Annotated in this window: 12 protein-coding genes and 1 pseudogene; 4 read left to right on the plus strand and 9 right to left on the minus strand. The window is 67.1% G+C overall.

Features of this window, described 5'->3' with window-relative positions:
• The first annotated feature begins 37 nt into the window (after positions 1-37).
• Entirely contained in the window at positions 38-1,207 is a 1,170-nt protein-coding gene (locus V0Z78_RS06445; RefSeq protein WP_336343807.1) for an NAD-binding protein, read from the plus strand.
• Here V0Z78_RS06445 and V0Z78_RS06450 read toward each other — a convergent pair.
• The 5 genes from V0Z78_RS06450 to V0Z78_RS06470 form a co-directional block, all read right to left on the minus strand.
• Positions 1,204-2,211: an AI-2E family transporter gene (locus V0Z78_RS06450; RefSeq protein WP_336343808.1), complete on the minus strand. Its 1,008-nt coding sequence runs from the start codon at positions 2,209-2,211 to the stop codon at positions 1,204-1,206. The two genes, V0Z78_RS06445 and V0Z78_RS06450, sit on opposite strands and share 4 nt — an antisense overlap.
• A gap of 42 nt (positions 2,212-2,253) precedes the next feature.
• On the minus strand, positions 2,254-3,252 hold the full coding sequence (locus V0Z78_RS06455) for an AI-2E family transporter (RefSeq protein ID WP_336343809.1): 999 nt from the start codon (positions 3,250-3,252) through the stop codon (positions 2,254-2,256).
• 63 nt (positions 3,253-3,315) lie between these two features.
• Positions 3,316-4,044: a nucleoside phosphorylase gene (locus tag V0Z78_RS06460; RefSeq protein WP_336343810.1), complete on the minus strand. Its 729-nt coding sequence runs from the start codon at positions 4,042-4,044 to the stop codon at positions 3,316-3,318.
• A gap of 89 nt (positions 4,045-4,133) precedes the next feature.
• Positions 4,134-5,222, minus strand: a complete 1,089-nt coding sequence (locus V0Z78_RS06465; RefSeq protein ID WP_336343811.1) for a guanosine monophosphate reductase — start codon at positions 5,220-5,222, stop codon at positions 4,134-4,136.
• A 170-nt stretch (positions 5,223-5,392) separates the two neighbouring features.
• Positions 5,393-6,199, minus strand: a complete 807-nt coding sequence (locus tag V0Z78_RS06470) for a DUF63 family protein (RefSeq protein WP_336343812.1) — start codon at positions 6,197-6,199, stop codon at positions 5,393-5,395.
• 113 nt (positions 6,200-6,312) lie between these two features.
• Between V0Z78_RS06470 and deoC the strand changes: the two genes are divergently transcribed.
• Entirely contained in the window at positions 6,313-6,954 is a 642-nt protein-coding gene (gene deoC, locus V0Z78_RS06475) for a deoxyribose-phosphate aldolase (protein ID WP_336343813.1), read from the plus strand.
• Positions 6,955-7,070: 116 nt separating this feature from the next.
• Here the strand turns inward: deoC and V0Z78_RS06480 are convergent, their stop codons facing one another.
• A complete protein-coding gene (locus V0Z78_RS06480) occupies positions 7,071-7,259 on the minus strand; it encodes a hypothetical protein (protein WP_336343814.1) in 189 nt (62 codons plus the stop codon).
• A gap of 1,194 nt (positions 7,260-8,453) precedes the next feature.
• Between V0Z78_RS06480 and V0Z78_RS19010 the strand changes: the two are divergent.
• Positions 8,454-8,510, plus strand: a pseudogene (locus tag V0Z78_RS19010) (hypothetical protein); the annotation flags it as partial.
• Positions 8,511-8,721: 211 nt separating this feature from the next.
• Positions 8,722-10,776, plus strand: coding sequence for a cation:proton antiporter domain-containing protein (locus V0Z78_RS06485; protein WP_409338675.1), 2,055 nt, complete (start codon positions 8,722-8,724; stop codon positions 10,774-10,776).
• A gap of 458 nt (positions 10,777-11,234) precedes the next feature.
• Here V0Z78_RS06485 and V0Z78_RS06490 read toward each other — a convergent pair whose 3' ends face one another.
• The 3 genes from V0Z78_RS06490 to V0Z78_RS06500 all read right to left on the minus strand — a co-directional run bounded on the left by V0Z78_RS06490 (position 11,235) and on the right by V0Z78_RS06500 (position 15,855).
• On the minus strand, positions 11,235-12,485 hold the full coding sequence (locus tag V0Z78_RS06490; protein ID WP_336343816.1) for a ZIP family metal transporter: 1,251 nt from the start codon (positions 12,483-12,485) through the stop codon (positions 11,235-11,237).
• The gene (locus V0Z78_RS06495) at positions 12,486-13,733 is read right to left on the minus strand and encodes a multicopper oxidase domain-containing protein (protein ID WP_336343817.1); all 1,248 of its coding nucleotides are present in this window, start codon (positions 13,731-13,733) and stop codon (positions 12,486-12,488) included.
• A gap of 466 nt (positions 13,734-14,199) precedes the next feature.
• A complete protein-coding gene (locus V0Z78_RS06500) occupies positions 14,200-15,855 on the minus strand; it encodes a potassium channel family protein (RefSeq protein ID WP_336343818.1) in 1,656 nt (551 codons plus the stop codon).
• Positions 15,856-15,880: the final 25 nt, after the last annotated feature.

Consider the following 15,880-nt stretch of genomic DNA (forward strand, 5'->3'; position numbering starts at 1 on the left):
CACGAGGGTCTATAACGTCGAGCGAGCGAGAGTGGGTATGGAGTGGGGCGAACGCTGGGGATGGGTCGGCACGCGCCTGACGGTCGCGCTGACGGGGATCGTCGCCGTGCTCTCGATCGTCACCGGCATCGCCAACATCACCGCGACGGGGTTCATCGGGCCGCTCGCGGAGTTCATCCCGCCCGCGGTCCAGCGCACTGCCGGCTTCACCGGCGCGATGACCGGCTTCCTGATGCTGCTCTCGGCGTACGGGCTGCGGCGGGGGCTGGAGACGGCGTGGTGGTCGACGCTCGTGTTGCTGCCGCTGACGGCCGTTCAGGGGCTGGTCCAGTCGAGCCCGCTGTCGATTCCGCTGGTGGTCGTCTCGCTGCTGGCGATGCCGAACCTGCTCGCGAACCGGAGTCGCTTCGACCGCGAGGTCGAACTCACGAACACGCAGATCGCCGCGGGACTCGCGCTCGTGGGCGCACAGGCCTACGGCACGCTCGGGACCTACGCGCTGCGCGAGGAGTTCGGCGAGGTCGAGACGATCCTCGACGCCTTCTACTTCACGATCGTCACCGCGAGCACCGTCGGCTACGGCGACGCGACGCCGCTGACCCAGGAGGCCCGGCTGTTCGGCATCTCCGTGCTGCTGGTCGGCACCGCGAGCTTCGCGGTCGCACTCGGTGCGCTTTTGAGCCCCCTCATCGAAGCCCGGTTCGCTGCGGCCCTCGGGAAGATGACCGAACGAGAACTCGAATCGCTCGAGGACCACGTGCTGGTGCTCGGCTACGGCGAACTCACCGAACCGATACTCGGGGAACTCGACGGGCGCGCGCCGTTCGTCGTGGTGACCGACTCCGAGAAGCGCGCCGACCGGCTCGCGGACCGCGACGTGCTCGTCCTCCGGGCGGACCCGAGCGACGAGGAGTCGATCGAGCGCGCCGGCCTCGATCGGGCGCGCGCGGTCGTCGTCGCGACCAACACCGACGCCGAGGACGCGCTGACGGTGCTCACCGTCCGCCAGCTCCGCCCCGATATCCGCATCGTCTCCGCGGCGACCGACCGCGAGAACGTCGTCAAGCTCAGGCGGGCGGGGGCGGACGCGGTGATCAGTCCGGCGACGATCGGCGGCCGTCTCATGGTCCAGTCCGCGCTCGGACGCGAGGACACCGAGGACGTCGCCGACCGGCTGCTCGGTGATCGTGATCGGAGCCGGGATTAGAGCTCGGCGTAGTACTCGTCGAAGATCTCGAGGACGACCTTCAGCGCACCGACGAGTATCGGGCCGATGAACAGCCCCATGAACCCGAGCAGGTAGACGCCGCCGATCACGCCGACGATGATGATGCTCGGGTTGAGCTCAGCGTGACGATCGACGAGAATCGGTCGGAGGAAGTCGTCGGTGGCGCTCACCACGACCAGCCCCCAGATGGCCAGCGCGACCCCCGCGACCATCTGGCCGTTCGTGACGAGGTAGATCGCTGCGGGCCCCCAGATCAGGATGGAGCCGACGACCGGAATCAGCGACAGGACGATCATGATGAACGTCCAAAAAACGGCGTTGGGAATGCCGGTGACGATCAGGCCGAGCCCCGCGATGCCCCCCTGTACGATCGCGACAAGCACGTGGCCGAGTAGCACCGCCCACGTGATGTCGTTGAGGCTCGTATAGAGGTCGTCCTGGACCGTCGCCGGCAGCGGCGTGACGTTCCGAATCCACGCGTAGAGCTTCTCGCCGTCCTTCAGCAGGAAGAAGACGAGAAAGACCATGAGACCGAGCCCCACGAGCAGGTGGGTGATCGTCGAGAACACGCCGGGCGCGCTCGAGGCGACGGTCTCGGCGGCCCCGCTCGCATAGGAGCTCAGCCGGGAGGCCAGATCGACCTGCTGTCCCGTGTACTGCTGGATCATCGACTCGACCTGCGAGAGCCCGAAGCCGCCGCCTCCGCCGCTCTGGAGCTGCTGTGCCAGCTGCATCGCGTCGCCCGCGACGGTCGCGCCGATCACGATGAAGGGGATGAAGAACGCGATCACCGCGCCGACGACCAGGATTAAAGCGGCGAACCCCTGTCTCGTCCGGGACTCGAGACGCCGCTGCAGCGGGTAGAGGACGAACGCGAGCAACAGCGCGAGAAACACGTACTGGAGGAACGGCTGGATCAGCGCGAACGATACCAGGAGCAACAGCGCGATGAGCGAGAGCAGAAACCCCCGTCGAACGTTCATACGGTCACCTGAGCCGCCGGACCGATAAACCGCGGGCTTGCGTCAGCGATCGACGTAATACTCGTCGAAGACCTCGATCGTGACCTTCAGCCCGCCGACGATGACCGGCCCGAAGAACAGCCCCATCACGCCCAGCAGGTAGAGCCCGCCGACGACGCCGACCATGATCGTCGCGGGGCTGAGCCGGACGTGCCGATCGACGAGGATCGGTCGCAGGTAGTTGTCGGAGAAGCTCACGACGACGGCGCCGTAGACGAACAGCGCGGCGCCCGCGAACGAATCGCCCGTGAGGACGAGATACGCCGCGGCGGGCCCCCAGACCAGGAAGGCGCCGATCACCGGCAACAGCGCGAGCAGGATCATCACCACCGTCCAGAAGGCGGCGTTCGGCACCCCGGCGACGAGCAGCCCGATCCCCGCGAGGGTCCCCTGAACGGCCGAGACGAGCACGTGGCCCGCGAGCACCGCCCACATGAGGTCGTCGACGCTGGCGGCGAGATCGCGCTGGACGACCGGGGGCAGCGGGGTGACCTCGAACAGCCACGCGCTGAGCCGTCGGCCGTCGCGCAGGAAGAAGAAGAGGAGGAACGCCGCCAGCCCGATGCCGATCAGCGCGTGGGTGAGCGCGCCGACGAGATCCGGCGCGCTGCCGACGAGCACGCCCGAGAGGTTCTCGGCGGCCGTCGCGAACGCGGCCGGCAGGTCCACCTCCTGGCCCGTGTAGGCGGCGACCACCCGCTCGAGAAACCCGAGATCGATCTCGCTCTCACCGAGGCGCTGGGCGAGTCGAAGCGCATCGCTCGCGACGAACGCGATCAGCCCTGCGAACGGCAGGATCACCGCACCCGTCGACCCGATCATCAGCACGAGCGCGGCGTTCGTCCCCCCGAGGCGGGGCTCGAGCTGGCGGTAGATCGGGGTCAACAGATACGCGATCAGCACCGCGAGCAGCACGTACTGGAGGAAGGGCCAGACGATCGCGAGCGACAGCACGGCGAGCGCGCCGATCACCGCGAGCAGGAACCCCTTGCTCACGTCCATACCGCATCGTCGATCCCGCGGCGGATAAACCGGCCGTCCCGGTTCGCCGTCCGCCCGCGACGACTACGACAGTGCGACGACGGCGTCGAGCGAGATGCCGATCGCGCGTTCGACGTTGTTCCTCGCCTTCTCGGGCAGTTCGTCGTCGTCGGTCTCGCCCTTCTGGGTCCCCTCGACGAGGTTGCCGTCGACGGTACAGATCGCGCCCGCGGCCATCCCCTTTCGTCGCGCGAGCGAGAACACCGCCGCGGCCTCCATCTCCACCGAGAGGATGCCCGCAGTCTCCCACTCGTCGACGTACTCGTCGGTCTCGGCGTAGTAGGCGTCGTCGCTCGCGATCGGCCCGACGTGGACCTCCTCGCCGCGCTCCTCGGCGCCGTCGACCAGCGCCGAGAGCACGCCGTACTCCGGCACCGCGGGGTAGGTGACGGATTCGTAGCGCTTCGTGGTGCCCTCGTCCTTCGCCGCGCCGGTCGCGACGATCATGTCGCCGATCTCGATTCCTTGCTGAAGGGCCCCCGTCGTGCCGACGCGAATGACGGTCTCGCATCCCACGTTGTGGAGCTCCTCGATCGCGATCGCCGCGGAGGGACAGCCGATCCCCGTCGAGCAGATCGAAAGCTCCGTCCCCTCGTAGGTGGCGTTGACGAGCTTGTACTCGCGGTTCTCCGCGACCACCGTCGAGGAGTCACACAGCCCGGCGATCCGGTCGACGCGCCCGGGATCGCCCGGGATCAGCGCGATCTCGTTGACGTCGCCCTCCTCGACGAGCAGATGTGGCTGTTTGGCCATACGCGGGCCTCTCGCGGCCCGGGCAAAAACCGACCGATCCGGCCCGGTTCGACTCGCCGGCCGTATCCCGACCCGGGCGGCGGGGGGACTCAGTCGCCCCGTGCCGGTCGGGCGACGCCGTTCTCGACGGTCACGCTCTCCCAGTCGTCGTCGGAGTGGGCGCCCTCGCGTTCGCGCGCGCTCGGTGCGACTCGAACGAACTCGGCGTTACTTCGGGCCTCGGGGATGGTGTGACCGCCGCAGTAGCTCAGCCCCGATCGGATACCCGCCGCGAACTCCGCGGTGATCTCCGCGACGGGACCTTTGTACTCGATGAGCCCCTCGACGCCCTCGTCGGCCGCCGGGGCGCCTTCGTCCTTGTCGGTACGTCGCTCGTTCGCCGCCGTAGTCGCCATCCCCCGCGATCGCTTGTACTGACGGCCGTCGCGTTCGATCAGTTCGCCGGGCGCCTCTGCGGTGCCGGCGAACAGGCTTCCCATCATCACCGTGTCCGCGCCGGCCATCAGCGCCTTCACCGCGTCACCCGAGCAGCGGATGCCGCCGTCGGCGACGATCGGCACGCCGAGTTCGTGGGCCCGCTCCGCGCAGTCGTCAACCGCGGTCAGCTGTGGGACCCCCGCGCCGGCGACCTTCCTGGTGGTGCAGTGCGAGCCGGGGCCGATGCCGACCTTGACGCCGTCGGCGCCCGCGCCGTAGAGGTCCTCGACGCCCTCGGGCGTGGCAACGTTGCCGACGATGAGGTCCGGATCCGCGCCGAACTCGTCGCGGACCCGCTCGACGGCGGTTAGACACGACTCGAGGTGGCCGTGGGCGACGTCCATCATCACGCAGTCCGCACCCGCCTTACGGACCGCCTCGGTTCTATCGAGGTAGTCCTCGTTGATGCCGATCGCGGCGCCGACGGGCTCGTCGGCCCGCGAGACCGCCCGTACCTCTGCCGCCTGTTCGTCGACGCTCATGAACCGGTGAATCGTCCCGAACCCGCCCGCCCGCGCGAGGGAGATCGCCGTCTCCGACTCGGTGACGGTGTCCATCGGCGCGCTCAACAGCGGCGTTTCGAGCTCGATCGAGTCCGTGAGCCGCGTCGAGAGGTCGACGTGACTCCGGCTCTCGACCGGCGATCGCTGCGGCACCAACAGCACGTCGCCGTACGAGAGTCCGGTTCTGAGGGCATCCATACCGCCACGCACCTATCGGCTTCGGCGAGTTAACGCTACTGGTTACGCTCAGACCTCGGGTAGCGACCGACCCGTCAAGACGCCGCTGCGTGAGGCGGAGAGCGTGAGCGACGACGTCCTCATCGGCGGCGGCTGCGTCGGCCTCTCGACGGCCGAACGCTTCGTCGGGATCAGCCTCCGACCGCGAACAGCAGCAGGTTGTGGACGCCCGGGCCGAGACCGACGGCGGCGATCGCCGCGAGGAGGAGGTAGCCCTCCCCGGGCGCGTCCTCGACGTACTCGGCCATGAGCCAGACGATCCCGCAGGCGAGTGTGACCTTCACGAGCACGAACAGCCAGCCGACCCCGATCGCCTCCGCCGTCGGCAGCGTCTCCGCGAACGCCATGATCGCCCGCGGCAGCGGCGAGCGTTCGGTCACCTCGAGGGCGTCGATCCCCACCGCGGTCGAGATCCCGTCGAGGACGTGTCCGAGGACGACGAGCGCTCCCGCCGCGCCGGTCGTCCCCGCGGCCGCCGGGAACGCCCGTCGGAAGCCGGCCCACGTGCCCGCCGCGACGACGACCGAGAGGACGAGCGAGAGACCCGACCAGAAAAAGGAGATCGTCCCCCGGTCGGCGCCGACCGCGAGGACGGCGCCGACCGAGAGGAGCGCCGCGAGCGCGCCGACGCCCCCGAGGAGGCGATCGGGGGCGCCGGCGGAGTGGCCGCCGAGCCAGACCGCCCCGGCGAGGACGAACGTGCTGACGTAGACGCTCGGGGTTCCCAGAAGCGGCGAGAGCACGGCCGGAGCGGCGTCGACCACCGAGAGGACGTGCAGCGCCGCGCCGGCGACCATCCAGAGCGCGAACGCGAGCACCGTCCGTTCGTGGATCGTCGGCCGGACTCGCGTCGCCAGCACGCCCACCGCGAGCGCCGCCGAGAGCAGGACGAGGAGGTAGGGAAGCGGCGGCAGGGCGAACCCGTCGGGCAGGACCATACCCCTGCCCGAACGCGCGTCGATAGAAAGCCTTCCGATCGGTCGTCTCCCGGCCGACCGGGGGCGGAGCGCTCGTCCGACAGGACTTCATCGGATGGGTGCGTTCGTCGGCCATGGACAGAGCGGCGTTCGCGGCGCGGATCGATCACACGGTCCTCGGTCCCGGGACGACGGCCGAGGACGTCGAACGGACCATGGATGAAGCGGCGGAGTACGGAATGAACGCCTGCGTTCCGCCGTGCTACGTCGAGGAGGCGAACGAGCACCGGCCGGACGTGACGCTCGCGACGGTCGTCGGCTTCCCACACGGCCAGAACGACCCCGAGATCAAGCGCAGAGAGGGGGTGCGTGCCTGGCGGGCGGGCGCGAACGAGCTCGACGTGGTCTGTAACCGCGGACGGCTGCTCGGCGACGAGCCCGAACGGTTCCACGAGGAGCTCGCCGAACTCGTCGCCTCGGTGCCGATCCCGGTGAAGGTAATCGTCGAGACGAGCGAGCTCGGGGCGGAGGAGATCCGCCGGGCCGCCGAACTCGCCGTCGAGGCCGATGCCGCCATGCTCAAGACCTCGACGGGGTTCGCCTCGGGCGGGGCGACCGTCGAGGACGTCGAGCTGCTCGCGGAGTACCTGCCCGTGAAGGCAAGCGGCGGGATCGGCGACTACGCGACGGCGAGAGCGATGCTCGACGCCGGCGCGGAACGAATCGGTGCCTCGAGCGGCGTCGCGCTCGTCGAGGGGTTCGAGTCCGAGGCGTGACGGAGATCAGCAGGAGGTCGCGGACGTCCAAGGTCGGGGCTCGGTATCGGTGACCGTCGGAACGCGGCCGGCCGCTACGTCGAATAACGCTGAAATCGAGGTATCAACGCAGGTCGTTATCGCCGCTTTTCACGCTCGCACGACCACGACCGCTTCCACTCGCCGTACTTGATCTCGTGGACCTCGCCGTTGCTCTGCCACTCGCGCGGCCGGAGTGCAAGTCCGATCGCGAACCCGTAGCACAGGATGACGCTTCCCAGCACGACCGATCCCGGGACCCGGGCGGCGACGCCGCCTGTGGCCACGTCTGATCGGGGTAGTACGCCACGATCCGAAACACCCAGCTGATCAGCATGATGACCAGTAGCGGGAGATAGACACGTCGAAGCCGTCGTCCGAGCGCCTCCTAGTAGGGATCTTCAGCGCCGGCGTACGATAGTCCTCGCTCAGCTCCGCGCGCCAGCGTGGGCGTTCGACGCCGGCTCCGCTCCATCGATCGTTCGTTCGACTACCGAGCGAGGACGGACGCTGGCCGGGATCGACGGTATCCTACGGTCGTGATGCTCAGTCGACGTCCACCCTGGCCGGTTCTACTGCCGGAACCGCGTTCCATCCAGCGGCGAACACGCGGGCAGAGCCGACGCGCGAGGCGGTGGTTCTCTCGCCATCGGTTTCCGAGGCCGGAATCGGGACGATGCTCGTGATACAGGGAGGTCCCGGAGGAGTTACCGCGATTCGATTCGATGCAGGTAACACGACGAAAACGGGATGAAGACGTCTCGCCGACACCGATTCCCGTCCTTGCACGCCCGACCGCAGATGTAGCGACCGGACTCGTTCGTCAGGGGCTCTTTACGTCCATCGGGTACGGTTCTCACGTCGCTCCCTCCCGCACGCCGAGGAGCTTTCGTATTCGGGAACCCGCTCGAGGAAGGAACCCGATCGAGGTGGCTTCCTCTGAGCGAGCGACGTCGAAGACCGCCTCCCGAACGACGGGCCCGTATCGAATCTCAGTTCGAACGGGAACGGCGTACTCCTCGCTACATTCTTCGACGATCCCGAGCGCTCGTTCGCCGTACTCCTTCAGTGCGACCGGCGAGGCCTGTTCACGCCCCCGGGATTCGTCTCGACGACGTACACTGCGATGACCTCACCGTTGGCGTTCGCGACGTACGGCAGGGCCGCCTAGCAGGTGTCCCGCGCGTCGTCCCTACTGGCGATCGGATGAACGACACGGCACAGCAGGTCGGGTGAACTCATGAGGGAGTAGAGATCGGGAACCTCGATAAATCGACCGGTGGTGTTCAGCAATCAAAGAAAATAATAGGGTATAATTCAGTGAAAATGAAATAGTTTTGTACTAGACCAGCATATGCTGAGAGAGTGAACGACAGCGAGTGGACGAAGAGCGGCGTCCGAGTACCGACTCGACGAGATCGATCGACGGATCACCTACGAGTTCGTGACGATGCACGCGCTGCGCGCCGGAGGTCGCCGAGGTCGTGGGTATCTCGTCGGGAACGATCCGCGATCGCATCCACCGGCTCGAACGGGAGGAGGTCGTCACGGAAGACTACGCCCACGTCGATCTCGAGCGGATCGACGTCGTGTCGGCGAACTCTCCTCCGGCGGGGTCGACGACCGGACGGGGCGTGCATCCATCGGCTGGGACCCGAACGACGGCCGTCCGCGCTCCGGGCGCGATACGAGCATCGAACGCGTGGAGAGCCCCTGAGGCGACCCCTACCACCGTAATTAGTGTCCCGTATGTATCCCGCCGTTCCCCTGATCTCGTCCCGCTTGCCGGTCGAGGAGCCCGTGCTCGTCTTCGCCCTCGCGCTCGCGGTCTTCCTGGTCGCGCCGCTCACCGTCAGACGGTTCGGGCTCCCCGGCATCGTCGGCATCGTCCTGGTCGGCATGCTCATCGGCCCGAACGCCCTCGGACTGCTGGCGCTGACCGACGCGATCGAGCTGCTCGGTAGCGTCGGGCTCGTCTATCTACTGTTCACCGTCGGGCTCGAACTCGACCTGCGCGGGTTCGCGAGAGCGCCCGAGAACGCGGCGCTCTTCGGGTTGACCAGCTTCGGGCTGCCCTTCGTCGTCGGGACGGCCGTGGGCGTGGCGCTGTTGGGCCTCTCCGTGCCGGCGGCGGCGCTGCTCGCGGCGGTGTTCGCCTCGCACACGCTGCTCGCCTACCCGGTGGTCAATCAGCTCGACGTCACGAAGAACCGTGCCGTGACCGCGGTGTTCGGCGGGATCCTCTTCACCGACACGCTCGCGCTCGTCGTGCTCGCGGTCGTGATGGGAGCGCTCGACGGCGGGCTGACCGCGCTGCTGTTCGTTCAGGTGTTCGGCTCGCTGGTCGTCCTCTTCGCCGGAGTCTGGTTCGCCGTCCCGCCGACCGCACGGTGGTTCTTCCGGAACCTGAGCGAGGAGAGCTACTTCGAGTTCCTCTTCGTCGCGGTCGCCCTGTTCGCGGCGGCGAGCCTCGCCGAGCTGCTCGGCCTGTCGGCGATCCTCGGCGCGTTCGTCGCCGGGATCGCGCTGAACCGGCTGATTCCGCGCGGCGGGACGCTGATGAACCGCATCGAGTTCCTCGGGAACGCCTTCTTCATCCCCTTCTTCCTGCTCTACGTCGGGATGCTCGTCGATGTGGGCGTGATCCTCGACGGATGGCGCACCCTCGAGGTCGCGGCCGTCATCCTCGGGACGATGTTCGCCACGAAGTGGGCCGCCGCCCGGATCGTCAGCCGAGTCCAGGGTTACGACGCGAACGAGCGCGGCGTGATCTACGGGCTGTCGGTGGGACAGGCCGCCGCCGCGCTCGCGATCACGCTGATCGGGTTCGAGGCGGGGCTGCTCGGCGCCGACGTGCTCAACGCGGTCGTGTTGATGATGCTCGTCGCGACGGTCGTCAGCCCCTGGTGGACCGAGCGCGCGGGTAGGCGCCTCGCCCAGTCCGACGAGATCGAACCCGGCGAGGAGGAGGAACTCGATCCGCGCATCCTGCTGCCGCTGTCGACCGATGCAGAGCGACAGCGTCGGCTCCTCGAGTTCGCGTTCGTCCTCAAGGACGAGGACGCGGTCGAGCCGGTCCACCTGCTGACGGTCGTCCAGCCCGGGTCGGATCGAACCGAGGAGCGCGTCGCGCTCGTCGAACGCGACCTCGAACGCGCGGCATCGTTCGGCGGGGCCGCGGAGGTGCCCGTCGACGTGGAGACTCGCGTGAACCACAACGTCGCCTCGGGGATCGTCCGCGGCAGCGTCGAGACGCGCGCCGACGCGATCCTCATGGGCTGGGACGCCCACGGCTCGTTCGGCCGCCGCGTCTTCGGCGACGTCATCGATCGGGTGCTCCGGCGGACGACGCTACCGGTGATCGTCTCGCGGCTCGGCCACCCGATCAACACGACCGAGCGCCTCTTCGTCGTCCTCCCGGACGGGATCGATCACCACGAGGGGTTCTACGAAGCGGTCCACGTCGTGAAGCGCCTCGCAGCGAAGCTCGGCGCGCCGATGGTCGTCCTCGTGATGGAGGGCACGACCCACCAGTACGAACGGCTGTTCGGCATGGTGGAACTCGACGTCGACGCGACGTTCGAGGAGGCTCTGTGGGGAGACCTCCTCGAGACGCTCTCCGAACGTGCCGAGCCCGACGACCTCGTGGTGGCGCTCTCGCCGCGCGAGGGCGAGGTCGGCTGGCACTCGGAACTGGCCGAACTGCCGAGCCGACTGGTCGAACTGCCGCCCCACTCGTTCGTGACGATCCACCCGCGCCACGGCGAGCCCGAGTACGACGCCCGATTCCTCCGGTTCGAGTAGCGAGCGTCGAGGACGGCCGTCTCGGTCTCGACTGGCCCCTTCGGCGGGGAGACGACGGGTCGATCGACGCGCTTTACGATCGAGCCATCGGTACGCTCGTGAGGCGGTCGACCAGCCGAATCGACCGGTGCGGACGTACTCCGACGGGACGCTCGCTCCGCACCGTAACACCTCATGGGACTGCGAGCTCGACTCCGGGATCCGCTACGGGACGCGACCCCGACCCAGTAGACGATGACGGACCTCTTCTCGGGCGAGACGGTACGACGATCGGTAAAGAACACGACGTGATCGGTGCTGGTTCTCCTCATCGGGGATCGACGAACCTCTCCGTCGCACTCGTCGACGGTTCGAGTCCCGATCTACCGCCGTACGACCGCCGAACGCCGCTTTCGCCCATGTCGCGTTCTCGTTATATCCGGACGGGCCGCTCTCTCCTCGTAGATCCGTTTTCCTCGCTAGAGCGCGACGAACAGGTCGGTGACGTACATCACCCCGAGGCCGACGAGGAACGCGAGCAAGTTCGTTGCACTCCCGACGCGGCCGCCCTGCGCGCGGATCATGCGTGCGATCTCCAGATCGACCTGTAAGATCGCGCCGACCCCGATGGCGAGGAAGAACGCGCCGATCGTGGGCGAGTAGGCCAGGCCGCCGATCCAGCCGCCGAGGATGACCGGAGCGCCTGCGAGGAGTCCGAGTGCGACGAAGTGGTGCCAGCTAGGTCGCTCCTCCCGAGCGATGGGTGCCACCACGGCCGGCCCTTCGGTCACGTTGTGCAACATGAATCCGATCACGAGAAACGCCCCGAGTGAGACGCGTCCGAGCGCGAACGAACTCCCGATGGCGAGCCCCTCGGCGAGGTTGTGCAGTCCGATGCCGAGCGCGACGAGGTAGGCGACCCACAGCCCGCTGCTCGCGCGCGAGTCGCCCGCGGTCGCACGTCCCTCACGCCACGCGCTCACCGACTGGACGAGCAGGAGTGCACCCACGATTCCGAGGACTACGAGGGCGGTGCCTTCGTACGCCCCTGGGATCTCGTCGGCGAGTTCGAACGCTTCGAAGCCCGCGTCGACCGCGAGGTATGCGAGAACCCCCGCAGCGAACGTGAGGGCGGCGTGCAACCACCGGTCACTCATCGAGCGAATGTACGGGAACCAGAGCATGCCGAGCGCGACCGGGATCACGCCGACGAACACGCCGATGAGCGCGAGCGACCAGAGGACGTCAGCGGTGAGCCCCGGCGTTTGACTGGGTGCCTCGATGGTGTGTTCGAACGTCGTCCCGTCGGAGATGACCAGCGCGGTGTGAACGTCCCAGCCAGGCTGCCAGTGATACGGCACGACGATTCGAGCGCTTTCCATCGGGTCGAGCGTCCGGTCACCGCCCGCGCCTTCGACTTCGAAGTTCCAGTACGCGTCGTTGACGAGGACCTGCGAGATCGTCACCTCCTTCGGGCCGTTGTTGGTTACGTGCAGGACGAGCGTGTCGTCGCTCGGAAGCGTCGCGTATGTGATCGTCACGTCGGGCAGCGGCTCCCCGCTCTGAACCCCCGCGAGCGGGGAGGTGAGCGCGAACGCACCGATGAGGAGAGCCAGCAAGACGAGCGGTAGTACGGCGGCGACCCTGACGGGGAGTCCGAACGGTCGAACCGACTTCTCGTCGGTGGTCGTCCCACCATCGGGTGATCGGGGCGGAGTCTCGTCGTTCATCTACACCACCTCGAAGAAACTCATCCAGCCGAGTTCGGCGAACTCGGACTGGTGGGCGTGGAACATGTACAGCCCCGGCCCGTGATCGGAGTAATCGAGTTCCAGGATCCCGCGCTGAGCCTGGCACTGCATGATCGTATCCACGTTCTTGAGCGTCGGTTGAAGCGTCGTACCGTGGTCGTAGTAGTCGAAGAACTGCGAGTGCGTGTGGAACGAGTTGATGGGATCGAACTCGACGACGTTCGAGAGGTACACGCGTTGGCGCTGGTTTCGATCGATCTGAATCGGGCGCTTGGTCTCTCCGGCCTTCCAGTTGCCGTTCCCGTCAGTTTCCCCGACGCCGTAGGCGAACGCTCGCGTATTGGCCGCGTAGACCTCGTTCTCGCCGTCGAAGTTCGTGTCGAAGCCGTTCATCATCATCACCATCTCGTTGACGTCGTCGTTCTCGGCGTACTCGTGATTGCGAGAACGCGCGATGTCGATGAGTTCGTCCCTGTACTCGTCGGTGAGAGGCCCCTGATGGTTGACGTAGTCGCGTGGATTCTCGCGGACTCGGTCGGGGTCGGGATCGACGATGAGCGTCCCGTAGAGGCCGCGATGAACGTGCTCCTTGAGCGGCATCGAGTGACAGTGGTAGAAGTGCGTTCCTGCGGGTTGGGCGATCCACTCGTACGTGAACGACTCACCCGGTCTGAGTACGCCGGGACCGTTCTGAGGGACGCCGTCCATCACCGGATCGAGGTTTCGAAGGTGGGGGTGGATCGTGTGGGCGTGGCGACTCCCGTTGGTGAACCTGATTCGAACGAGATCACCCTCGACTACTCGAAGCGTCGGTCCCGGGACCTGTCCATTGAACGCCCACGCGTCGAACTCGACTCCCGGCGCAATGGTGATCGGAACGTCGACCGCCGAGAGTTCGAACTCCCGGACGGTCCGTCCGTCCTCCTCGTACCTGTTTTGTCGAACGTTCTCCTGGCCGTCTCGTCCGGTATTGAACGCCGTGAGGTACTCGTGTGGGTCGAAGTCGGCGTCCTCGAATTCGCCGATGACGCCGTGTCCATCGTGATCGTCGTGCCCGCCACTGCTCGCTCCGCCCCGACCGATGCCGAGTGCGGCACTGCCGGCGACACCGATACCTCCGAGTACGGAACGTCGCGTGACCGTTAGATCGGACTGAAGCCGGTCGATCAACCGCCGTTCGAGCGTTCGCGTCGTCTCTGCTGCGGTACTGTAGTCTATCGAGGCCATACGGCTCTCCGCTTGCCCAACCGAAATCGGGTCATTACCGTACGGTTATACCCTCACCGCCATAAATTTGACTCGTCTAATCCTACTATTTGTCTAGGCTAAGCTAGGGGTGGGGGCGGGACGGACTCGGTTTTAGCCTTACGCACGGAGAGTTCCTCGAAACGGTCACTCGTGCCGTCGCTCGACGACGTCTCTGGCCTCGTCCGGACGCCGGAGGACCGGCTCGCTCCGGTAAACTACCCCACGGCGAAGCCAGAACCGGTCGAATCGTTGATAGGAAGAGCGAGGCGAGGTTCGGAGGAGGTCACAGGGACGACTGATCGAACTTCGGCCCCACTCGTTCGTGACGATCCACCCGCCCCACGACGAGCCCGAGTACGACGCCCGGTTCCTCCGGTTCGAGTGGCGAGTGGAGTCCGAATCCAGTCGACCGTTCGTCTTCGACAGGTCGGCGACGATCCGATCGCTACGATCCCGTCGTCTCCCCTTCGAACTCCCGGATCATCGCGTCCGTTCCCGCGATCAGGACGTCGTCTTCCTCGTCGATCCGCGTCGTCTCGTCCGTCTGCAACGTTCCCTCGCGCTCGACGCCGACCACGACCCAACCGGTCTCGGCCCCTTCGTTGGCCTCCTCGATCGACTGGCCCGCGAACGGCGCCGCATCCGTCCGGACGAGTCGGATCTGGCTGAGCGGCGAGACGACGTCCTCCCCGTAGATCTCGCGTGCGAGCAGCCGCGCGGTGGCTCGCTGGACCGAGAGCACGTAATCGGCGTCGGCCTTGAACGCGGTCCGCACCTTCTCGTCGTCGGTCACGCGGGCGAGGATCTCGATCTCGCGCGATCGCTCTCGCGCGAGAGCGATCGTCAACAGCGCGGTCGCGTCGTCGTCGACGGTGACGATCAGGGCCGTCGCGTCCTCGATCCCCGCGGCGGTCAGCGTCTCCGGATCGCTGGTGTCGCCCACGACGTCGACGGCCTCGCCCTCCTCGAGGTCGATCGTCGTGATCGTGACGTCGTCAGGTAGTGCATCGACGGCAGCCTGACCGCCCTCGCCCGCGCCGGCGACGATGACGTTCGTGTGCTCGCGGGCGGAACGAACCCCCGAGACCTCCTCGCGGACGTCGTCGATCGCGTCCTCGGGCCCGGCGACGACCAGCACCGTGTTCCGCGTGAGACGGTCGGTCGGCGCCGGCGGGAGCCGGAGGTCACCCTCGAACCAGCCGGCCACCAGCGTGAGGTTCGGACGCTCGAAGAACGGCGTCTCACGCACCTCAACGCCGTGAAACGGGCTTCCGTGGCGGATGAGCAGCTCCCTGATCTCGACGTCCTCGCCGACGGACGTGCCCTCGGGCACCGAGACCGCCGCCGTGGCCTTGTGAGCGAGCCGGCGCCCGATGAGGGTGTGGGGGGAGATGATGGTGTCGACGCCGATCTCCATGAGCGCCCGGCGCCGTTTCGTCGACTCCGTGAGGCTCACCACGCGGAGGTCCTCGTTCAGATCCAGCGTCGTTAGGACGATGCTGGCGTTGCGGTCGCCCGCGTCGGTGATCACCAGGCTCGCGTCGTCGATCATCGCCCGTTCGAGGGTCGCCGACTCCTCGGGATCGCCGCTGATCGCCTGGTAGCCGTCGTTGGAGAGCCGCGTGGCCTCCTCCTCGCCGGAGTCGATCAGGACGTAGTCGATCCCCAGCCGTTCGAGTTCGTCGAGCAAAATGTCGCTGTCCTGGCGGTACTCGCAGATCACGACGTGGTCGTCCTTCGAGGTCAGGCGATCCCCCAGGTCGAAGGTCGTCCGCTCGAACAGCGGGATGATGAGCAGCCGGAGCGTAAAGAAGCCGATCGCGATGCCTGAGAGCTGCATCGTGACGACGAGCAGGTTCATCCAGGGGGTCGACCACGGGGAGTCGGCACCGTAGCCGGTCGTCGTCATCGTTTCGACGACGGTCTGGAACGACCGGAAGATCGAGTGCGAATCGCCCTCGAGCGTCCGCATTCCCGTGTTGTAGACGACAGTGTAGAAGAGGATGATGCCGACCAATCCCAGGGCGTAGAGGACGAGTAGTCGCTCGTGGCGCGAGAGATCGTCGAGCGAGCGGACGTCGATGAAGTCGTCGAGAACCATTGTGAAGTTACTCCCACCGCTAGGT

The organism is Halalkalicoccus sp. CG83 (assembly GCF_037081715.1).
GTDB classification, from domain to species: Archaea; Halobacteriota; Halobacteria; order Halobacteriales; family Halalkalicoccaceae; genus Halalkalicoccus; species Halalkalicoccus ordinarius.